The sequence below is a fragment of the Burkholderia sp. LK4 genome (assembly GCF_001043615.1).
GTDB lineage: Bacteria > Pseudomonadota > Gammaproteobacteria > Burkholderiales > Burkholderiaceae > Burkholderia > Burkholderia cepacia.
This window is the reverse complement of the sequence record NZ_LDUL01000006.1, coordinates 13,706-35,217: the sequence shown is the minus strand read 5'-3', so window position 1 is coordinate 35,217 and position 21,512 is coordinate 13,706. Positions and strand designations below refer to the sequence as shown.

General features: G+C 55.5%; 16 protein-coding genes. 1 reads left to right on the top strand and 15 read right to left on the bottom strand.

Going from position 1 to position 21,512, the window contains the following annotated elements:
• Window positions 1-7: 7 nt before the first annotated feature.
• The 11 genes from VK92_RS02010 to VK92_RS01960 form a co-directional block, all read right to left on the bottom strand.
• Window positions 8-475, bottom strand: coding sequence for a hypothetical protein (locus VK92_RS02010; protein WP_131723335.1), 468 nt, complete (start codon window positions 473-475; stop codon window positions 8-10).
• A gap of 8 nt (window positions 476-483) precedes the next feature.
• Window positions 484-1,608, bottom strand: a complete 1,125-nt coding sequence (locus VK92_RS02005; protein WP_048028814.1) for a helix-turn-helix domain-containing protein — start codon at window positions 1,606-1,608, stop codon at window positions 484-486.
• Window positions 1,608-2,189 carry a hypothetical protein gene (locus VK92_RS02000; RefSeq protein ID WP_131723334.1) on the bottom strand — a complete coding sequence of 194 codons (582 nt, stop codon included), beginning with the start codon at window positions 2,187-2,189 and terminating at the stop codon, window positions 1,608-1,610. The genes VK92_RS02005 and VK92_RS02000 overlap by 1 nt, the downstream gene beginning before the upstream one ends.
• A gap of 199 nt (window positions 2,190-2,388) precedes the next feature.
• Window positions 2,389-3,300, bottom strand: coding sequence for a hypothetical protein (locus tag VK92_RS41450; RefSeq protein ID WP_131723333.1), 912 nt, complete (start codon window positions 3,298-3,300; stop codon window positions 2,389-2,391).
• A gap of 8 nt (window positions 3,301-3,308) precedes the next feature.
• Entirely contained in the window at window positions 3,309-4,109 is an 801-nt protein-coding gene (locus tag VK92_RS41445) for a hypothetical protein (protein WP_131723332.1), read from the bottom strand.
• A 200-nt stretch (window positions 4,110-4,309) separates the two neighbouring features.
• Window positions 4,310-6,574, bottom strand: a complete 2,265-nt coding sequence (locus VK92_RS01985; RefSeq protein WP_048028865.1) for a DEAD/DEAH box helicase — start codon at window positions 6,572-6,574, stop codon at window positions 4,310-4,312.
• Window positions 6,546-7,844, bottom strand: a complete 1,299-nt coding sequence (locus tag VK92_RS01980; RefSeq protein WP_048028808.1) for an ATP-binding protein — start codon at window positions 7,842-7,844, stop codon at window positions 6,546-6,548. Before VK92_RS01980 ends, VK92_RS01985 begins: the two co-directional genes overlap by 29 nt.
• On the bottom strand, window positions 7,841-10,231 hold the full coding sequence (locus VK92_RS01975) for a tellurite resistance TerB family protein (RefSeq protein WP_082163812.1): 2,391 nt from the start codon (window positions 10,229-10,231) through the stop codon (window positions 7,841-7,843). The genes VK92_RS01980 and VK92_RS01975 overlap by 4 nt, the downstream gene beginning before the upstream one ends.
• A gap of 213 nt (window positions 10,232-10,444) precedes the next feature.
• Window positions 10,445-11,770: a GIY-YIG nuclease family protein gene (locus VK92_RS01970; protein WP_048028806.1), complete on the bottom strand. Its 1,326-nt coding sequence runs from the start codon at window positions 11,768-11,770 to the stop codon at window positions 10,445-10,447.
• 131 nt (window positions 11,771-11,901) lie between these two features.
• Entirely contained in the window at window positions 11,902-14,448 is a 2,547-nt protein-coding gene (locus VK92_RS01965; RefSeq protein WP_165589147.1) for a DEAD/DEAH box helicase, read from the bottom strand.
• A complete protein-coding gene (locus tag VK92_RS01960; RefSeq protein WP_048028802.1) occupies window positions 14,441-15,397 on the bottom strand; it encodes a HamA C-terminal domain-containing protein in 957 nt (318 codons plus the stop codon). The genes VK92_RS01965 and VK92_RS01960 overlap by 8 nt, the downstream gene beginning before the upstream one ends.
• A gap of 524 nt (window positions 15,398-15,921) precedes the next feature.
• Between VK92_RS01960 and VK92_RS01955 the strand changes: the two genes are divergently transcribed.
• On the top strand, window positions 15,922-16,503 hold the full coding sequence (locus tag VK92_RS01955) for a hypothetical protein (protein WP_048028801.1): 582 nt from the start codon (window positions 15,922-15,924) through the stop codon (window positions 16,501-16,503).
• A 43-nt stretch (window positions 16,504-16,546) separates the two neighbouring features.
• On the opposite strand, the gene VK92_RS01950 is transcribed toward VK92_RS01955, so the two are convergent.
• The 4 genes from VK92_RS01950 to VK92_RS01935 all read right to left on the bottom strand — a co-directional run bounded on the left by VK92_RS01950 (window position 16,547) and on the right by VK92_RS01935 (window position 19,642).
• The gene (locus tag VK92_RS01950; protein ID WP_048028800.1) at window positions 16,547-16,807 is read right to left on the bottom strand and encodes an energy transducer TonB; all 261 of its coding nucleotides are present in this window, start codon (window positions 16,805-16,807) and stop codon (window positions 16,547-16,549) included.
• A 168-nt stretch (window positions 16,808-16,975) separates the two neighbouring features.
• Window positions 16,976-17,719 carry a hypothetical protein gene (locus tag VK92_RS01945; protein ID WP_131723331.1) on the bottom strand — a complete coding sequence of 248 codons (744 nt, stop codon included), beginning with the start codon at window positions 17,717-17,719 and terminating at the stop codon, window positions 16,976-16,978.
• Between the two features lie 100 nt (window positions 17,720-17,819).
• Entirely contained in the window at window positions 17,820-18,365 is a 546-nt protein-coding gene (locus tag VK92_RS01940; RefSeq protein ID WP_048028797.1) for a DUF4410 domain-containing protein, read from the bottom strand.
• 659 nt (window positions 18,366-19,024) lie between these two features.
• A complete protein-coding gene (locus tag VK92_RS01935) occupies window positions 19,025-19,642 on the bottom strand; it encodes a hypothetical protein (RefSeq protein WP_231616427.1) in 618 nt (205 codons plus the stop codon).
• Between the last annotated feature and the right edge of the window lie 1,870 nt (window positions 19,643-21,512).

The following is a 21,512-nucleotide window of genomic DNA, read 5'->3' as shown; positions in this document are numbered from 1 at the left end:
CGGGCCGTCAGAAATCGTCCGGAGACAACTCGGGGAGGTATCCGCCACAATTGCGCATCAATTGATAGGCGAGATACGCGGCTTCGCGGTTCAACATGTTGGCCTGGACCGCCATCCTGAGCAGCCCAATACTGCCGCGTACCTGGTCAGCACCCAACGCCTTCTTTGCAGCAGACCGGGCAGCCAGGTCATCACACGCCAGGACGCAGCCCAACTGCTCGGCCGCCAAAATACACTCCGTCTCGCCGGCGCCAAGGCCGAGCCTCTCCTTTGCAGCACGAAACGTTCGTATTGAGATCAGGTCATCGTCCACCAGACCGAGAATGCCGTCCGCAATCACGGCATCGACCGCACTGACGACCGACTTCGACTCGCCTCGGACAACGCTACTGACCAGGAAGCGAACACCTGTCAGGCTCAGGACAACGTTCAACACCCCGCCGTTCGCGAGATTAATCAGTGTCGACGCGTCCAATATGATTATCACTCGCGGGTACTCGCATTGACAGCAAACAGCGTTGATGCGGGTACGTTGAGCAATTCAGCGGCGCGCCCGAGAGAAAGGGTGCCCGCTCTTATCAGGTTTCCTGCGGCCTCGAGCAAACTCGGAGACGTGGCAATCTCGAAATCCTCTCGCGCAGCGAGTTCCAAGCTGTCCGCGCGTCGCTCCGGGTTACCAAATGCATCGACAAGCTGCTGATACAGTGCACGGGCTCCGCGCGCAGGCAACAAATCCAATTGCTCACATCGACGTGCCGCCACTTCGAAGCTCACGCCATAGAACCGCGCGAGTGACAGGATTTCTACATCACCCAGCGGGCCGCTCGCATCGAAGTGCTTGCGAATAGCAGACAATGCTTGCAACACCCCATGTCGAGGCAACACCAGGCTAGAAGCAAATGCATCAGCAAACTGCTCTTCGGCACGGCGAGGCGTATGGTCAATGCTTCCAACGTCTTGTTCGCCGTCGAGCATGACATAGCCCGAATCTCGACGCGAATGATGCGCTACCAGGTGCCCAAGCTCGTGGGCGATAGTGAAAAACGTCCGCGGCTTGAACGTCCGGGCACCGACAATGATGAATGCATGGCCCTCAACAATTGCGGATACGCCCTCGATACTTGCGTCTCGTGCATACAGCACGTGCACATTCAAGCTTTCTACGACGCTTGGCAACGTGAGAAAAGGCTCCGTGTCACCAAGACCGGCAAACGTGCTGCGAAACAGATCGGCAAAACGTTCAGCGGAGCCCAACGAGACATGCATGCCTCGAAACGCGTCTAGCCACCCCGTATTCGGAGGAAGATCCCTCGCGATCGACAAAGCGTCTTGAATTTGACCCGCCAGTATCTCGACCGATGACGATAGATCCGCGGTTCGCTGCCCGATGGTCTGCCGGAACAATAACTTGATGGGTTCTGCAGCGGTTTCCTCGAGGACAGCGGAAACCGGCACCCGCAAAGCCTTGGCAATCCGGCGCATTTCGCCCAAAGACGCGTCGGCGCCACCCGCGACGTCATGTAGTCGCGCAGTGGATATGCCGGCGCTCTCAGCAACCTTCTCCCAGGTTAGCTGCCGGCTGCGAAGGTGCTCTGCGATGTTGAGCACTATCGAACCTCACTTTTCAGTTCCAGCAAAGCGCAGCGAAGTCGATCGGCTTGCGCGTCGGATAGCTTACGCATCCGCCCAACAATCTCTCGTACACTCCGCGCATGCGGCCGATCAAATACCTCGGCCAAGATCCTCAGCGAATGCTCGCGCCCCGACGCCACTTCTTCTGCGGTCTCCAGAATCACCGGGTTCGTCCCAACGAGGTAGTTACGAATCCGCCGGTCGAAGTTTGTATGGTCGTCCCGGGGATCGTGCTCGCCATCGGCCGTCACGATGATGTTTCCCTGACGCCGTCCGCTCTCATCGAACTGCAGTCGGTTTTCCGGGAATTGGTCATATGCAGCGAGCTGGCTTTCCAACTTGCTGTCGACCTCAAAACCGCCGACAACATACTGCTTGACCGACTTACCCATGCTCCCGCTGATCACGAATATCTCGCCGCCCAGTTGGACAAGGCGCCGCAGGTCGGGGCGACACGTTCCCATCGTCGGACGTACGCCCGCCCGCAGTATCGGGTCGGTCAACGGGCGCCCCATTCCGGGGTCAGATCTAGGCGAAACAAAGATGTAGCCAGACACGACGACCTCCGCTGCGGTTCGTTACCTGTATTTTTATACAGCATTACGCCCTCCACATGCAAGGAATGCGGTCAGCCCTACTTATAATTATCTGGCCCCATTTGTTTTCGAGTCATATACATACACTCGTCGATAAAATGCCCGCAGGCGCAGCAATTCATGGATTCACAATCTCTGACTATTGCGCGAAGAACAACATCTAAGTAAGCGCCTTTTGGAGCATGACGTGATCTACCTGCCCTAATTTATACGCGGAAACAAAACCATCAATTTCTGACAGTCGTTGCTCTACCGTTCCAAGCCTACCAACCTCCTCATCTGCGGGGCCCGGCCACTCATCAAACAGTCGATGCAAATAGCTCAATCCTATCAAAGCGGGATTGATTGAAAACTGCACCAGCCTCTCCACCGTCTCATCAAATCTTGTCAATATCCCTTTTATTATCTCCACGTCCCGATTGAAATCAAGCACAATCGAATCCTCGGATTCCCTATAAAAACAAGATACCGACGAAGATGCGGGATGTGTCAATTCGCACAGTTCTGCGTACAGATTTTTCGCCCCTGGCACGCCGAATGTCTCGAATTTTTCAATATAATCCGCATTAGATTTATGCCCATGATGCGGAAGATGCTCTTCACCCTTATGCAACCTTCTTGCATAAGCATAATGTATCAACCTATCCTCCAACTCACCCATCAAGAGATTAATATTTTTAACCTCAACCGAGTCAGAGAACACAAGATATAGATATGGGAACAACTTGTGAATTGAAGTCGGCAAAATTTTCATCACATCATGAGAATCTGCAGCAGCTTCAAGAAATCCTCTCAGAGCTGCAGAAAATCCCAATACGTTTCCGCTTGCCATCTCAACTCGCACCGACTGAAGCCATCGATCCGCTCTTGCCAGCGACGTAATACATGCCAAATGACATCTTTCCAAAATCCCCTGCGTGTATACTTTTCTGATTCCCTCCCACACCTCCTCATCCATATCACGGTTAATGAGCTCAGGATTTGGACTCAACATGTGAGCAAAGTAAGAAACTCCACTGGATTCCGCAAGCAAACGGCTAATTATTCCATGATATCCATCTGCAAGAAACATTATCCTCATCACCCCCTCCAATTCGAGAGATCGTCCATCGAGGGCGTAGGGTATCCGTTAGGCCATTGCTCCTTATTAAGGTCTGCGTTGAGCGTCCAATCAAAATCTTCGTGGCCTTCAAAGGCTCCTGAGTAAGATGAGATCGGCACAAAGCGCCCGCCAGCAATTGCTTGCTCCACCTCCCGAACAAATCCCTCGCGATACTTGAACCGATCCTGATAGAACTCCGCCGCGTCCACCAATTCATGTCTCGGAGGGATTGAAATTAACGGCATCTGCCTTCCCCAGAGCAGGTCTGCCTTCGATATCGTGCAGGATACTCGGGCTGCATACCCGCCAAGCGTTGAGATCAACGTAACGGTGCAGCATGATGGCATCCCTGCTCGTGGCTGCAGGTTACATTCGAACAAAAGAGACGGCGTCTGGAGCAAGTCAAAAACCTCACTCCAATCATTCATATTATCAACCGAACTACGCGGGCCGCGATCGATGTAACCAGTCAGGTTCGCGCTGATCTTCAATTCCAATGAACCCGTTGCTTCGCTGGCGGGTAGATAGTCGCCATCCTGAAGATTCTGCATTGCACGCTTGGCTAGCTCACGTCGAACGAGACGGCGGAACCGATAAAACGTATCGGCCGGGACCTGCACATCACGTTCGCTAAGCTTCAATGGAACACGGAAACCACCCTCCAAGACTTGATAGGCTGTTGCCACATAACTATCTGGCAGCGACTGAATGCATACGATGTGGGTTCGACGCCCCACGCCAAATCGGTTCTCGTAGACGATAAATTCTCGTTCGTACATTTCTCTGTCTCGATGAGGTGGCTAAACAACCCTCAGGTCACAGGCTTATAGGCGGCTCGGCAGATGTCACTAGCAACGTCCCACCTATTCACCCAACGCTCCTACTCTTGCAAAATTCAGCAAACCAATCATTCCGAGCTCGTCGGACATGTTGTATACAGGGTCGCACTTCGACGGTGCTTGGCATTAGCCTCAATACGCTAGTTTTTGCAAGACTCGCTACCATTCTCTCGTCGAACTGCCCCGCCCGCCGCTCTGGCAAACGACAGAGCACCTTCAATGTCCAGATGCGTCGATGCAAATGCTCGGCGCCGGACGTCCTCAGGCAGCGCCCAGTCCCATTTTTCTTGTTCGAGATTCTCAATCTTCCCGAGCGAGTTCAACACTGTCTTGCCATCCCACCCACCGATCTCGCCCAAGACATCAACCAGACGATCCACGCCTGCGTTGGTGACACTGACAACCACGCCACCGTTGAAAGCATCAAGTTTGCATGCCTTGAGCAGTAGCGCCAGCGCATCGTTCACCCAATCGCCGCACCACGTGACAATGTGCACTGCCGCGCCCTCCGGTACGAACATCGCGGAAGCCAACGACGCATCGGCATAATAACGACGCGCCTCTTGCAGCAGCTCACGCCCTCGTATATCCAGCATGAGCTCCGGCTCATCACTTGCGAGGACACGTCGCATTTCACGTCGGACTTCGTCATGGACCATTGCACTGTTGCCGTCAAACTGCGGCGGAGCTCCCCCGTGATCAGGCAACACGTAGATGGTCTTGCTGTCTTGATCCACTTCCTGGACGCGCCAGCGCCGCCCTGCGAAAATCAATCCCTGCCCGATTGTCAGAGGATGAGCAACTGGCAGGCTGCCGAGTTGGCGCCCTTTGGCAACCAGGCGGAACTCTTCGTCAGTCGCGAACGCAGAGTAGAACTCATAGTGGTTGGCCAACTTCTCGCCGGCTTCGCCGTGCAGCAGCAAGCCATTTGATGACTGCACAATGAGGTCGATCGTGCCAAGATGAAGCAGGATCTCCGTGAACGTCGCCTTATCAAATGCGTCGAACGTACCGCTCGCGACAAGACTGCTCCACAAATAGCCTGCAGTGCACCCACCGCGCTCGGCAATGATTGAAAGAATTTGCTGAATGAGGGTTGACGCATGGAGACCGCCGATTCGTGGTGGCTCGAACCACTTCCGCATGAGCAGATGCACCATAGCAACCGACTGAACCAGACCTTCGCGTATTCGATCTGAAAAATCGGACTGTGGTGTTAGCTCAGATTCGATACAGTAGCCACGAAGGATGGAAGGCTCCCCCTTCCGCCGACCTGAACGTCCCAGACGCTGACGCAGACTTGCTACCGAGGGCGGAGCACCAATCTGCGCAATGCTCTTCACCGAGCCAATATCGATCCCAAGTTCGAGGGTTGTTGTGCAGACGGCGCTGGCAGGTCTGTCACCCTCCTTCAACGCACGCTCGGTATCCTCTCGCAATTCCTTCGAGAGGCTCCCATGGTGCGGCCAGAACTCGTTCGGATATCCATCGCGCTCGCATGCGCGACGCAGCAAGTCGGCATACGTTTCGACTTGCCTGCGGCTGTTCGGAAAGATCAGATTGTTGGATCCCCGCAATGACCGATATAGCTGGTTGGCCACATCGACGATACCGCCGGAGACCGCATCCTCCAGTTCAGGGTTATCCAACTCGGGCTCGAGCTCAACGCGCGGTGGCCGATTCACGAATCCCTTAACGACGACCTTCAGCTCCTGGCTGGTGCTCTTTGATTCAATAATTTCAACAGCCGACGCCCCACCTGGCCGCAAGAATCGAGCAGCGAGCTGCATGTCACCTAAAGTCGCTGACAACCCGACGCGAGGCACCGTCCGGCCGCATGCACGCTGGACACGATACATGAGCGACTGGAGTTGCTTTCCCCGTTCGGAACCAATAAACGCGTGCAGCTCGTCGACCACGACGTAGCGCAGAAAAGCGAATGTCGCCTCGATCGACGACCCGCGGTTGACGAACATCGCTTCCAACGACTCGGGAGTTATCAGGAGAACACCCGTCGGATTCTTGAAGAATTGCCGCTTACGACTGCTGGACACGTCACCGTGCCACCCAACGACGGGGATGTCCAGTTCCTCACAGAGATTGTCCAGGCGTGACCATTGGTCATTGATGAGCGCCTTAAGAGGACTCACGTAAAGCACCGACCCACTGCAGGGCGACTCGCGCAGCAGGTTTGACAAAATCGGAAGAAACGCTACCTCTGTCTTCCCGGCCGCAGTCTGTGCCGCAATGATAGTGTCGCGGTCAGCCTCAATCAGCGCAGGAACAGCGCGCTCCTGCGCGTCGCGCAACTCGGTCCACCCCTCCCGCCAAATCCATTTGCGGATCTTTTCGTGGAGCAGGTCGAAGCTTCTGGAATCAGCCGAGGCGGAAGCTTGCGAACTCATCATCACCCTCAACCGCTACATCGCCCATCCCCCCCGTATCCTTCTCGACCTCGAGTGCCCCAATAAGCAGTCGCCAGTCTGCCGTCGGATTCTGCTCCAGCACGGCCAAGAGATTGATAAAGGCAGTAATCGTGGTCCGCGGTGTGCGGAAGTACTGGTCTCCGAGACGCATCGCGCAATGAGCCATGAACGCCGCGATCGCGTCTGCCGGCAGTTGTGCCTTCGCCTCGTCTCCAAACGCATGAACAAGGCGAATCTTGTCCAGCAGGACATAGAAATCCTCGGGCGTGAGACTTGCAAGCCGAATGACAGGACCCGTGTAATCAACGAAGCCACTTGTCGCAAAGGTGTTCTCAGCAAGACGCGACTGGAGCGCGGTGTAGCTGTACAGTCCCCGCTTCGTATCAAGCAGGAATTCAGGTGTTCCGCCCAGGACAAACCCCAATCCTTCCGCCGAGCCCTGGAGAGAGTCGTTGAGGATCCGCAGGATTTGCTCGTAGTTCGAGTTGCGAGCCTGGACGTTGGCGAGCTTATAGAGATTGACCAGCTCATCGAGACACACCAGCAAACCGCTATAGCCTGCAAGCCTCACGAAACGCGCCATCAGCTTCAGTTGGTCGTAGACCGAGGCATCGTCGATGATGGTACGCACGCCAAGCGCCGCTCGCGCGTCGGTCTTGGTGGTGAACTCTCCTCTCAACCAACGAATGGCATCGCCCTTCAGTTGCTCATTTCCCTCCTCGAATCCGCGACAATACGCAGCGATGACGTCAGCGAAGTCATATCCGTTGACCATCTCGGTCAACTGGTTGAGTTGTGCCCGGATAACCTCCTCGCTTGACCGCCCAGCCGCCTTTGCTTCGGTTTTTGCCTGGCCGATGAATTTCTCAACGATTCCGGCCATCGCGCCGCCGTCGGCCTTTGTCCGCGTCGCGATGTTCTTCGCAAGCTCTGCGTACAACGATCGCGCTTGCCCGCCTGATGCGTGCAGTCGTCGGTCTGGATTCAGGTCGGCGTGGACCGTCACGAGTTTCTTCTCGAGGGCAATGGCTCGGACGAGGTTCAGGAAGAAAGTCTTGCCGGCGCCATATTCGCCGACGACCAAGCGGAAGCTCGAGCCGCCGTCAGCGACGCGCCCGATGTCCTGGATCAAAGCATCGAGCTCCTTTTGGCGGCCGACCTGAATCAGATGCTGGCCGACTCGCGGAACGACGCCCGCGCGGAGTGACTGAAGCACCGCGTCGCGGTCTTTGGGACGAATTGTTGTCATGCGGTTAACCGTTGTGCAAGATCCTGATTGATTTCGAGTGGGTCATCCCCGTCAATGAGCGGTTCGTCCCAATGGTCGAGTGCAGCTTCATTAACCTGTTCAATGGCGCCATCCAGCATCATGTCGAGATCAGAGGTTGCATCCACCAACTCGGCACGCGTCCATTTGGGCCTCGTTAGAAGCAATCGAAGAAGGGTCGAGTGCGCGTCGTCCAACCCGAGTAGTCCACGGGATGCCGGCGTCGCCTCCGACGCCTCGGATGTCTCCGGGACTGCTTCGACGACAGGTTCCTCTCCTGCAAAGACGTCGGACAACATCGCGGAAACCTTAGCAGTCTCCTTCTGGAGCGCTTCGATTCGAGCGGTGTTGAGCGTGAAGGCCGACGGCGAACCTGATTCCACTCTGTTGGCGTTGGTCGAAATACCGGGTGAGTTCGGGGCTGCAGCGACACCATTGCCGTGAAGATCGCTATACAGCCGTTGCGGGTCGAGACCAAGCGTCTGGTACAGCTTTTCGAGCAATTTGACTTCGGCGGGAGATACGACGCCATCTGCGTTTGCTGTCTGCACCAACAACGTCGCGAGAGAATGCTTTGCGTCTGCCGACAGCGGTTCGAGTCTCTTTTTGAGGGCCACCAGCGTGACTGGTTGAGCGATCTGTACTTGGACGCGAGCCTTGAGACGGCTCTGTTGACGAGACGTCATCTGCGACCAGGATTCAATTTGTCGATGGATAAACGCGATCTCGGACTCCGTTGCGCGCCCGTCCGCCATCGCAATAGAAGCCGCCACATCAACCATCAGCGCAAACGTGAGATATGTCTCGTCCACGAGATTCGTTGAGTTGCTAGGCAACGTCGCGTACAACGCGACAGCATCTGCGGGTTTCGGTGTGCGTCCCGAAATTCGCGCGTCTGGCTCCATCGCAACACCCGCCTCTCCCAATACACGAGCAAAGGACGACAGCTTGTCGCGTGTGAGATTCCCTGTTGCCTTGAACCTATCGAACAGACTCCCAAAGGTTGTCACGACCGTATCCCTGGCAACCATTGACACAAGCGATTTGAGTTCGCGTTGGACACTTTCCGGCCACAGTTCGGCCGGGAGCAAAAGCGCACCTTCCAGTGCGCCCTCCGCATCCGGATTCCGCCCCAAGAATCTGCTGTAGGCGTCCAGCGCGTCGCTGCACTCATACACCAGCTCCTGCAGCTTGTTTCTCGGCCCAGTTACGGCCGAGATGTCAGGCAGAGAGGTAATGTAGTCGGGATACGAAATATCTTGGAGCGCATAGAACAGCGTGTGCGATGGCGGTCGAAGCTTGGTCTTGTTCGTGGGCAGCTTCATGCCATCGCGATATTTCTCTACGTACTTCCGCTCGAACAACCGTCGGAATTCGCGTTCGCAACGATACACCGGCGTGCGTTTATTGACGGCGCCGTCGCCTAGAACCCAGGCCAAGGCCCACGTAACAGGAACGGGCACCTTGTCCAGTGAAGCCTGACCAAACGCCACGCGTACGCTCAACGGCACTTCGAATAAGTTGCTGACTGGACCCGGCTTCTGTTCGTACTGGCGCTGAGGATGAACCGACTGCACTGCAATGAACTCAAGCAAGCTATTAATACTGGTCGCTGAAAGCGAACTCGAATAGATCGTTTTCAGGCGCCGCAGCTCAGTTGCGATAGCGTCGAGCTCTCTCTTGTCGACGCTACCCTGCATCCCATCCACGAGAACACGACGCTCGAGTCCATACACATAGAACTGCACAAAGCTCCGGTGCAGTTGTGGATCGGTACGGTCAGACGCCAGCCATTGGATGTAAGTTCGCCGCTGCGAAGCAGTAAACGAGTTATAAGTGACCCAATAGTCTTCGGAACCAGCTGAGCTTTCACCGCCCACCGTTGCCACATTTGCGTTCGGAGCAACAACGCAAGCATCAATACTGCGGTGCCCGTCGCCGCGCCGCGGTTTGCCGAAAAAGAACATACCCCCGGTAATTTTCGTTCCGGCGACATCTACCGCCTCACCTTGCCCAATCCAGCGAACATCCGGCGAAGACGCGAAAGTCGCGGGTACGATTCGATAAGATGCAGTTTTTGAGTCATCCGACAGCGTTACTGTCAGAAATTCGTCATCTTGCTTCGACCGGGTCTCAGATGTAGTACGCGGCATGGTCTCCACTGGCCGGGTAGGTTGCGACTCCGTCGAGCTCGAACTCACTACTGTCGGCGGTGCCTTCTTCTTCGTAAGGGCAGAAATCGCTACGCATACAAGAACAACCAAAAAGAACACCGTCCAGCCCCCTTTCGGCGCCAGAACGATTGCCAACAAAAGAGCTGCCACAAGCGTGCCTGCCCCTGCCCCGGATTTTTTTGCCTTGCGGCTCATGGTCTTGGTCTCACTCGTTTCTTCGAACTGTTCCGTCCTGCCTAGTTTTGGTAGTCCGACTTGTGATTATATTACGATGCAATATTCGCCTCGAAAGCTATACCTTCGGTGTCAGGCTACCGGTGCCTGCTGATTAGCGTTTCCCGCATGGTTGCCCGTCGAACAGTCTCGCAACGGTTGGGGCGAATTCCGTCCACTCGGCTCATCGTGAGCTCACTCTAGCAAAAGTGGCTTTGGTGATTCCGCTCTCGCGGTTGGGCAAGTGTCGTAGTAGTTCTCGAAGGTAAACGGCTCACCGTGGTAGAGAACATCAGTCGCCCCATCCTGGAGACGCCTGAGTTCAATATCCAGCACGTGCTGTAGTTCATCAATCGCAGCCAGTGGATAGACCCACACAGTCCGGTTGAGCTGATCAGCTGCCCGCCTACCAACGGGAAATACCTCTCGATACCAGCGAGTTTCCAGCTCATCGCGCTTTCCGCCGGCACCCCTGATCGTCATAGGGTGCGACTGGTTCGGCTCAACGGACACCCCGGAAACAAAATTCTTGTAGCCTGCTGCCCCAGATTGATGACAAAACCAGTCATGCATGAGGTTGCGCTCGAGGTTATTGGTCAAGACGACATATCGTTCACCGATCCGAGCTCCCGTCTCGAGTACCTCTCGGAGATAGATCAGATCCAAAATATAGCGGTCACGCCAATTGAACAGGCGCTCCGAGACGCCGAAACTCGTCGCCAAGGTACCAATCAGACTTCGAAGGCGTGCCTCGACTTGCCACGGCCGAACACACGCAGCGAACACGTTCCGCACCTCCTCGTTCCCCTGGACTAGGAGCCAAGGAACTCGTCCCGCTAGATCACCCCAGGTGTAGAGGGAAGGACTCCTCGCCCACATTTCGTCGTCTTCGAGTCCCGACGAGTATTCGGTATGACCGACCCAGTCCTGTCGCGAAAGGATCTTGCAAACGAAGTGCGCAACCGGACCTCCCCACAGCGCTCCCGGCGATCCCAGCTCGGCCCAAGCAGCGTCGACAATCCCGTGCAACCTCTCCCCGTCAAGCCAGATGAGCCCAGTCCCCGGGCCTTCGATGACTGCCGGCGAGCAATCGAACGACAGCTGCACTCCCAGCGAGCGCTTTGCCGCTTCAAAGGACAGCGTCCTGAGGTCCCCGCCGGCCTGGGCCTGGCGCTTGCGCGGAGGCCGCTGCGTATTGAGCCGCGACTTGTCAATCGGCATATATTTCCAATCGAAAGAAATCTCGAATGAAAATATCCCGGGTTTATTGTGCTTTTCGTTGAAGCGAGGATGAAGTGTCTTAATCAGGTATTTCTCTCGAGCCATCGCATCGTCCTTGGATGCGCATTCGGCGTAGAGAATGAAGCTCGCGTCACGATAACATTCCTGGTCGACGTGGCCGCTCGGCGTGAAATGCTCACGCGTCAGACGTTCATGCTTCCGCTTTGTCACCCCAACATAAAGAGCCACCTCATTCTCGTCCAAAATCAAATAGACAATATACTCTTCACCCTTCACCATTTCCCTCGCAATTCGAACACTTTCAAGCGATTATTGCCTTTCGATTCATGCTTTACTTGTGCAATCTGTGCCGCATGGACACCACAAAACCATACGGGTTCGCAACTCCTTCTGGCGAGCTACCGATAAGATTAACGCTGCCACAACTTGAGGCGCTGGATTTCGCGCACGACAAGTGGCGAGAGCTCGTTGCGCGCCCTAGTCGGCATCAGTGACAGCCTCCTTCGCACAATCACGGTGTTGAGGTCCTTGCTTTTCAGAAGGTCCATCACCTCGCGAGCGGCGATTCGGGAAAGGCCAAGATCCATGCAAGACACCATCGTCTTTGAGCATGCCCCAAGCTCGAGAAAGAGAGGAATCGGCAGAAAATCGATTTCATCTTCTCCCTCCACCAACAGGGCATGACGAAGCAGATCCAGGTAGCAGGACAGGAATTTGACATACTTGAATCGGAGCGTCTCCTCGATCTCCCGCAGAACATACTTGATAATGTCGCCTGCGGGGACCTCCCGACGCTGACCATTTTTTTGTGCCTTGTCCCGCGCGTACCTGAGCTGGTTTTCTATGATGTCCCGAAGCGACCGGCCCTCCATCCATGAGAGCGAGAACCAGCCGTAGAATCGATGCGCATTGTTGTCGCGTCCTTCAAAGTACTTGTGAATATGCTGAAGAATGACCTCAAGACGTTCGCGGGCCTCACTTCCTCCCATCGGGTGGAGCGGGACCAGCTCATCTTTTCGGCCATCTGCGACCGCAGCGCGCAGTACATTGAACATCTGTTGCTGACGAACGGGAGAAATCATGCCGTGTCGTTTGAGCAAACTGACCGGGAGCGTCACCTTATCGACGTACCGCTCAACGGCATTAATCAACCTCGCTACCGATCCATGTGCTACGTCGGGGGCCGCGTGTTTGATGGTCTCCATCAACACGCCACTTTTCGCATCGACCAGCAGACGTGAAAAGACACTCTCCGCAAACGCCGTCTTCTTGCTGCCGGACGTGTGGTCTGGGTTTTCGGCATAGGTCACGACAGGCCGCCGATCAGTCGTCAGTGCCTTGGATAGTGCTGGAACCACATTGCTTGCCGGCTTCTCATCCGCAGGCTTTGATTTCCACTTGTCGTAACTCACGAGGAACACGTTTCCGTGTGTATCCTTCTGAAGGCGCCCAGCCCTGCCTGCGAGGTTCCAGAAATCATCCACGCTCATTGGAACACCGTGCCCCTTGTACGGGTTACAGATGAAAATGTTGCGCGCCGGGAGGTTCACCCCCTGAAGAAGCGTCGACGTGCAAACGAGCGTGTTAAGCAGGCCATTACTGAAATAGTCCTCAAGGGCCTTCGTAATGTTGGTCGGCATGTTCCCGTAGTGGAATCCGACTCCGCGCTCCACACAGTCAGCCAGTACAAATTCGGGATGAACGTGGCGACGAATGAACGCTGCCAGCTCACCCAACCGCGCGTCCATCTCCTCAGTCGTTTCAGACAGGGTTGCCAGCGCAATCGCGGTCGCCTCAGCAGGGGCTTTTGACGACGCGTAGACCAGACTTTGCCCACGGTCGCGAACCAACCGGATCGTCTCGATCAACCGCTCGAAGTCGCTGTGGCACGCATTGGCGGTGAGGCGACCAATGAGCAGTCGCCCACCTTCCTTCTGTTGCAGGGAGAGCGACAAATAATCCCCGTTCCTTGCCTCCTCGAAGTCAGCATAGATGAGGTTCTGACGCACCGGCCTCAAATGAGTCTGCAGGTCCGTCATCCCGCTCAGCTGCAGCAGCCTTCCGATCGGTGCGCCACTTTGCGCGCCGGGTGTGATGAGAAGTATTTGGGTCGCAGGGAAGCGCCTGATGACCTCCTCGAGGCAGCTATGAAGAAGAATGCCTCGTGCGCCGTCGCCAATCTGCTGGGCCTCGTCGACGATGAGGATGTCCAGCCCAAAATCCTCTTGTTCAAGTGCAGTCCGCAGCCGCTCCTGCGTGAACACGAACACCCGAGACTGACTGACTGCGTGCTCGATCGGCGCGCGCGGCGTGCTCTGCACCACGACGTCCGGCAATTCTTGCGCCATGTTCGCCTGGACCTCGTGGATCAACGATCTTGACGGCACGACGTAGACCACATCCAAGTTTCTGTCCGATGTCGAGATGAAGTCCTTCAGGAAGGTCTGAATGACAAACGATTTCCCGGAGGACGTCGGCGCGCTCACGCTCACGTACTGTTGCTCGTGCAACTCTCTCCACACGGACAGCTGGAAGTCCGTGAGGAGAACCGTCTCCCCTCTCACCACGACCGAGTTAGCGTCGCGCCGCACCGTCTCGGACGCAGCGAGTTGCCATGGCAGGAATTCAACCGCGGCCGCGACACCGGAAACGAAGTCGCCGGCCGGAAAGTTGCCGAGTGTCGCAAGGATGTGCGCGCAGATGGCTTTCGCCTCGGCCGAGATTTGCAACGCAGCCAGGCAGTACGCGATATCTTGGGCAACGATATGAAGGTCCGTGTCGGTGCTCTGCGCAAAAATCAACGCTGACTGCACAAGCTTGCGAGACTTCTCCGCATCGAGTTTCGCTTTTCGACCGAGCAAGGAAACCAAGCTATGCCATTGCAATTCCTGGTACGCGACCTTGAAGTCCGGATGCCCGGCTACCTCACGTGCGAGTTGCAGTCGAAAATCAGACACGAAGTGCATCCTCGAACTGTTTCCGAAACTGCCCGACGTTGGGCAACGGAAACACAAACAGATCTACATGCCGGAGCGAGACCTTGTGCTCTTTCAGGTGCGACCTGGCATGCCGCAACACGTGTTCGAGATCTTCCCGATAACGTTCCGCGAATGCCAATTCTGCGCTATCAACGTCTTCGAGCTCCCCATATGCAGCGCTCTCGTAGGCCAAGAGGATCGCGAAGCGGTCTTCGCGCCGATTCGCCTCGTGCGTCGCAAATGGATGAAGGTAGCGCAGCAGCTCCGTCCTTGCCCCTTCCGGAAAGCCGTCGAGGTCGATATGATCCGTCGTGAGCTGCAGTTCATACGTTTTGCGATCGTCGACATTGTTCGCAAAATCTCCGACAGACTTCGCGGCGGCTTTAATCGCCGAGGAGCACGATGCGTGGACCTTGGACTCCCCGAAGATGATCACCAGACGGTTGTTCTTGCTATCCCAACGAGCATGGACGCCATCCGCACCGTGCACTGGCATCCTGGTGCTCGTCTTCAACCGCATCTTCGAAAGAATGATCGGAGCCTGGAGAAAATGCTCGATGAATGCGAACAGCAAGAGTTCACCGCCCTCGCCGGACTTGGTAGCGCGCATGAATCGGCGTTTGGCTGTTTCGAGTAACCTCTGAATCTCCGGGCTCCCATACGGAAACGCCGCATCAGCCCGCTTCGCCTTCGCCAGCTCTTCTTTGGTCGTGCAGAACGGCAATATGCAGTACTTCAGCGCATCGACGAGTGCCTCGATGGCGGGTCGGTCGTTCTGGAACGCCGGGTAAAGAAAATGCGCGCTGACCTCGGGTAGATCTTCGGTATGCCGCGTCAGACGCCGAACACGCGCGTCAATGAAGCTTGGCCCTATAAGGGGAGCAAAGAACCGCTCCATGCCAGTCGACCGCGAATCCTTCTCTTCCATGAACACTCCAGCAACGATAACAGCTGGCCGCTCCCTGCTTTGAGCAATTTCCCCAGTCGAAACAAATACCTTCGGCCATTACCAAATTCAGTATGTCTCGACGAGTCCAGGAACTCACGGGGTATTGCCCCAGCGTTTCTGACACACGCGAGCACTGGGAGAGCTTCGTCAACCGAGCTGCACTTCAGCATGCAAAGATGCTGCGAAACATAGCCCTTTTCGCCCGGGGGAACCAATAGCTGTCGATCCCCTTACATCGGCAAAATATTTGCAAACTTTAGCATTTTAGATATATCCCCCCAAATAGACCGGACACGACAGCAGCTCGGCTGCCAAGAAAGGAGAACCATCCGCCCTTTCCGGCCACACCAATCTTCCGTTACCCCCGATCCACAAGTCTTTTCATATTCATCGAGATTGCGACGAATCATGCACAGGTTGCGCTCCTATACTCAGCACCCGCTCTCCGCTACGAACTCGTTGCACTTCCGCGCCCCCGGAGACCGAACCTGGAGAAATGACACATGCAAGTCGAAGCTTCTCCGGAACATCATGCTGGAACAGTCGACGCCTTGTACGCGTACTTGTCCGATTGTCGAGTCGCTGAAGACCAAGTGAATCCCTCAATTCTGCTTCTCGCACTCGAATATGTGTACCACCCTCATCCACGATTCTGGCGCGACTTTGACATCGCCTATCTCATCGACGCGATTACCCGTCACCTGCCCAACCGGTACGGTGCAACCAACCCCAGCATCGAAACGAGCTGTCCCGAGACGCTGAAGCAAGTCACGGACACACTGAAACTCTATGCGTTCGACGAAGCCATCGCCGAAATGATTCAGTTGCTTCCGGTTTCAGAGCGTCCGGCCGACAGCCGTTCGGCGTTCGAGTGGATTTCCGACGAGTTGGCACGAAGAGGGCAGACAGCGGAACGAAAATACGCGTGTCGAGACGACCATCGTTGCGGCGCGAGCGCCCTCGAGATTGTGTCTTGTCTCGAGGCGGCAGCTGCGGGTCGCACCGTGAACAGAATCGGCACTTCCGTGGCACGCACATGCCGCACCGCCATCGTGAGGCAGTACGCGGGCGCCACCGCTTCGTGATATTTTTTCGGGGATGTCCAACGGGCATGGCACCGTCGACATCCTATTCGCCTTCGTCTCCTGAGTAAGCAAAATCATGCCAGCGGCGAGTCTTCTTGGTACTCGGACCCAGCCGTCCAGGCGGAAACCGCATGTTCATAAACTTCGCTCGCCCCCGCTGGTCAATCCCCGGGTTCCCGCTGCTTAGCTTCAAGACGACATCCTGCACTCTGCCTTCGTCGTCGAGCAGTACTCGAAAAACGGCCTTGCGCTGCCCAGCTGTGGATACGTGCGCTTTGTCGAGCAACTTATCCAGAAGACCCATGGCCCCTCCTTAATCAATCGAGCCGGACGTGCACCGTCGTGCCGAACACAGCGCCGACGTATCCAATACCGTTCGACTACACACGCATCGCTCAACGTCCGTCCCTGTCACTTCGCGTCATCGTATCTCAGCCACTGCCGCGCGCAAGGATCATTCAACGATTCCAATCTATCGTGCGGATCCAACCGTCGACATGCTGCTACCACAGGTTCCAAGCTGCGCTTGATAGGCCGCGATTCGTCCATCCAGCGCCTTGATACGCGCCTCCGCATCAGGATTCCCTCCGCCCGAGAACACATCCGGGCTATTCAGACGACCAATTGCGTCCTCGGCATCTTTGATTTGAGCATGGATAAAGTCGCAGTTCTTCTGACCCGTGCTCGCCGCGGACACATCAAACAGTCTCTGCCGCAAAGTACCAATCTCAACGTTCTCGGCATTTGCGGACCCAATCAGTTGGGCGTTGGATTGCGTGAGCACCGCAACCTGCTGTTTAGCCCCCGACAACTCTGCCTGACATCGCCCGTTCTCCGCGGTGATACCAGCCAGCTTTACTGCATCGGTTGCTTCTGCTAAGTACCTGCCGTAGAGGTAAGCGCCTCCCAGCATCGCACCGAACGCAGTCGCAATTGCCACGATATGGCCAGGCTTCAATGCCTTCAGGATCTGCCCAAGCGTCAGCTTGGACGGATCGATCTCAGCCTGAGATTCCTCCACGGCCTTCATATGCTCGCTGCCCAACCTTCGGAAATCGTTGACGTCAATGTCCCACACCGCACGCCCAGTATTACCGGTCGATGCTCGGCTCAGCGCCGCGCGCGCAAATGCCTCAAACTGCCGGGTCAATGCGCTGACTTGCCCTGCAACGCGACCGCACACTGCCAATCCTATCTCCCGATTCGGGAGCGACATCGGCCAACCATCTCACCACACGTACGGTCGGGTCGCTACCAGCTTATATGGCAGAGCCCTGCAGACAAAACACGCGCAGCACGGCTCTGCACATGCTTCGTCACTCGGGCTGCAGTTCGGAGAGTGTCTTCTCCGCGAACTTGCGGTAAAGCCAGTTCATGCGCACATCCTCCTGTCCGCCGGCGAGACCACCAAATGCATACGAGGTTGACACATTGAAATGGTCGACCGACTGGCCTTGCGAATCGATAAGACTCACCTTGCCGTCGATAAAGTCGTTGCCGGCCAGGAACCCCAGCATGATGGCTGACAAATTCGAGCGAGCACGAATCCCCGTGAGCTCAACATTAAGCCGCATCGCGCTTCCATCATCCTTCTGGGCAAGGAGCTTGTGTGCGGTCAACACATTTTCCAGTTCGGCTTGAAGCTTTTCCGTACTGAATACCGGGTTGTCCCTCAACGCCTCCTGGGCATTCGCATTAAGTGTGACCTTGACGAGCACGGGCCTGCCATTGAGGTGCGCGGAAGCTGTAGAGGCAGTTACGGAGCCGGAACGCTCTGCATCGCGAGTAACGTTGCTCGCGCAGCCAGTCAGAATGGTGATGCTCATTGCCATAACCACGAACGAGCGCAGGAAAAAATACATTTGAATTCCTTCAATTTTTCTAGTTACAGGTCTTGCGAAACACATATGCGCCCACCGTTACTGCGGATGCGTCGGCTTCGAAGCGTCAAAAGCAGTCACCCTTGTTGCCCGCCTCGCTTCGACCTTGCTGATCGCCCACTGTCCGTTGGTGTCACTATCGAGCAATCGACTCCAGCATGTCATTTGCCGCCGCTTTCGCAATGACCGTTACCGATAATTTCCAGGCGAGCGCCGTGACTCTCTGGATTCTCGTGAATGTGGTTTGCATCGCGACTCGCGAGAATTAAGAGGTGCGGCAGCCGTGAGTGGCGCACCAATAGGCTTGAATGGCAAAGTTCAAGCACTTGGTAGAAAAAAGGCGCGGCCGCATACGCCGCCGCGCAAAGTGCCTGGAGATGACAAACCAAGCACGGCCCAAAAAAAGTACACAGCGCTGCACTCCACCGTGCAGATGCATCTCGACCTAGACGAACGGTCAGAACACGCGGATACATCAGTACCAGCGTCGATGTTCCGAGATCTAAAGTTGCCCAGATCCGAGCACGGCTGGTCCCTTACAGTCCTGTCATGCAAACGATCAGGAAGCAACCGCAATAACCGATGACATCAACTCAGATATGAGCCGCACATGATGCTCCGACCGCGACTTCATTAAACACTTATTGCTTGATGACTTGACCGTAGCCAACGAAGCTGTAGTCCGCAGCATGCAGAACATACAGAATCGACCGTTGGAAACCATTGCTGCCACTAATCGGAACAAGCAGAATCGCAGCGTTCCCGGAGATGGCGACACCTGCGGGCAACTTGCAACCCGTCGACGGCGATGCTGTCAACGTCATGTCGTACATGTTCTGATTCGAACCAGGCGTCGAAAGGATCGCCGTTCCAGCCATGTTGCAGCCGCTCAGCGTTCCGCTAACGGTGCCGCCCGATCCGATCGTGAAAGAAGCACCTGAAGTCGCCCACGTGCCAGCAACGCTATCCTGCGTGACAGCCAACGCGTTCTCGGCCCTATAGGCCCACGTGAAGTTCGATGGCGCGCTGCCTTTGCTGAGGGTTCCTGCAAAGGTCTGCTTCGGACTATACGTCCCTGAACTTGCGTTGATCGCTGTCGTAGTCCCGGTCATTACGTTGAAGTTGATCCCAGAGCTCAACGACCACGTGTTACCGCCGACAGTCAGACTAGCGAAATCGGACGTCATCGGAATCGATCCGACGAGATTGAGCGTCTCCAGGTTGTTCTGTGGGCTGACCAGCGCGATGGTCGCATTCAATGAGGATCCCGTCGAGGTCGACCAAATACCGGTCGGGCCACTCACCGACGCAGCTGTCGATCCGGCCTGAGGCGTCTGAAGGCTAGGCATAGCCTCGCCCACGGTTACTGGCTGTGACGAAGCAACCGGCGCACTGGACGGCTGGGTCGCGACAGGGGTCGACGCGACAACAGGCGCACTTGCCGAACTCGTCGGAGCAGCCGGATTAGCCGCCGTTGTGGCAGACGTTCCATCGTTTGCGCTAGACGAGCCATCCCCACCGCCCCCACATCCTGCCACGATGAAGGTGGAAATCGCCCCTGCTACCATCAACCAAACATAATTGCGCTTCACTACCGCGACTTTCATCATCTAATTCCCCTGATATCACATATTGTGATTATTAATCACTGACACATCCAAACCCACAAACCAGCAATTACTATCAATCAACGGTATAACAAACCCTGCACGTGACTTGCCATCCTTGACTCTCACATGATCGGAATAGCAATGAGAGGGGCAGCCGCACTCATCTGCGTCACATGTCGCTGAAAACTGATCGTCACATGCAGTTCAATAGACGATGCGACATATGCACTTTGATCTACAACAAAAATGACCACGATGAAGCACATCACAGCCAAAGTTATCGCCATGACTCCAAGCTCATACCCGTCGCTTCTCAGTTAGGTACGGCCAAAGATATTCGCCTACGTGGCCGTTCGTCGCCGAATATATCTCTTAACACCGTGCGCCTTGCAACGCACGCCAAATGTTACTCGGAAGTTACAGCAATTCTGACACGAGATGGAAGTGGCGCTGCATGAACAACTGTCGGAAAAAAAATTGCGCCCCCCGTTCTCAGCAATCTTCCCTAAACCAGCCCCACACATTACAATTTCATTTAACGTACATTTATCATTTAAATATGGAATCAATCATAAATATGAAAATCATTTTTAAAAAAGACCATGATTTGACAATTCCCCCTAACATCCCAGCAGCTATCTCCGAGCTAGAACCGCACCCATGGCACGCCCCCGATGTGCCGCCATCTCGCATCTTAAATTCAAAATCATTCGACTTAATATTTCAAATTGCCTCAAGTCGACGCACACACTTCACCCTCTCGAATATCGGATGATTTTTTATCAGCGGCGCAGACACAATCAACACCCCGCGCATTGTATCCACTCAATTCTTAATTCAGCGATTAAACATCTCATTGCAATTCATTCGCGGATTAATTGGGGACGCCGTAACGTAGAAAACTTCTAAAGTATGTTGCGCCGGAGACACATGCACTTGACGCTGGGCCGAGCCAAATATACTGCTAATATAGGTTGCAAAGGCGAATTCGGCACCTACGACACTGCCGGTAACACTTGTAAGAGAGGTGATTTGATGGCATACGACTTCGTCGAACGCTGCCGACTATAGAAGCGCCGCCAAGGTAAGCCCGAGTTTGGTGATGCTAGCCCGGAAGTTTGCTCGGATCTCCGGCAGGCTGACCGGTGTGGCACTCGTGCATTGCGATTCCCGTCTATTCACGCGAGACCAAACAGCGGCCGACTCAGTTCGCTTTGTTGATGCCGCCCCTTTCGTTGCCAAATCATTGGCAGTTGCTGAACACGATGAATGCTCAGCATAGACCCCATCTCTCGAACGAGCGCTGCTTCCAGTAAGGAATTGCCTCGATAGCGCCTAGTTCGGTGTGGATTTGACGTCCAAGCAGACGGATTGGAGCGAGGCGACGAAGCTAGCGGCATGGACTCCGCATCCCGTACTCCCTCACCTCTAGCCCGTTCAGATCCGCGCAGTGCTCTTGCCGACTTGTGATGGCAGGTCAAGCAAAGCCGCCACGTGTCTGAAAACTCATGCTGAAAGT

What these genes read in the sequence shown, in the direction of transcription:
- VK92_RS41450 (WP_131723333.1), bottom strand. Translation starts at nt 3,300, where the DNA reads ATGTTTCTTGCAGATGGATATCATGGAATAATTAGCCGTTTGCTTGCG.
- VK92_RS41445 (WP_131723332.1), bottom strand. Translation starts at nt 4,109, where the DNA reads ATGTACGAACGAGAATTTATCGTCTACGAGAACCGATTTGGCGTGGGG.
- VK92_RS01985 (WP_048028865.1), bottom strand. Translation starts at nt 6,574, where the DNA reads ATGAGTTCGCAAGCTTCCGCCTCGGCTGATTCCAGAAGCTTCGACCTG.
- VK92_RS01980 (WP_048028808.1), bottom strand. Translation starts at nt 7,844, where the DNA reads ATGACAACAATTCGTCCCAAAGACCGCGACGCGGTGCTTCAGTCACTC.
- VK92_RS01975 (WP_082163812.1), bottom strand. Translation starts at nt 10,231, where the DNA reads ATGAGCCGCAAGGCAAAAAAATCCGGGGCAGGGGCAGGCACGCTTGTG.
- VK92_RS01970 (WP_048028806.1), bottom strand. Translation starts at nt 11,770, where the DNA reads ATGGTGAAGGGTGAAGAGTATATTGTCTATTTGATTTTGGACGAGAAT.
- VK92_RS01960 (WP_048028802.1), bottom strand. Translation starts at nt 15,397, where the DNA reads ATGGAAGAGAAGGATTCGCGGTCGACTGGCATGGAGCGGTTCTTTGCT.
- VK92_RS01955 (WP_048028801.1), top strand. Translation starts at nt 15,922, where the DNA reads ATGCAAGTCGAAGCTTCTCCGGAACATCATGCTGGAACAGTCGACGCC.
- VK92_RS01950 (WP_048028800.1), bottom strand. Translation starts at nt 16,807, where the DNA reads ATGGGTCTTCTGGATAAGTTGCTCGACAAAGCGCACGTATCCACAGCT.
- VK92_RS01945 (WP_131723331.1), bottom strand. Translation starts at nt 17,719, where the DNA reads ATGTCGCTCCCGAATCGGGAGATAGGATTGGCAGTGTGCGGTCGCGTT.
- VK92_RS01940 (WP_048028797.1), bottom strand. Translation starts at nt 18,365, where the DNA reads ATGTATTTTTTCCTGCGCTCGTTCGTGGTTATGGCAATGAGCATCACC.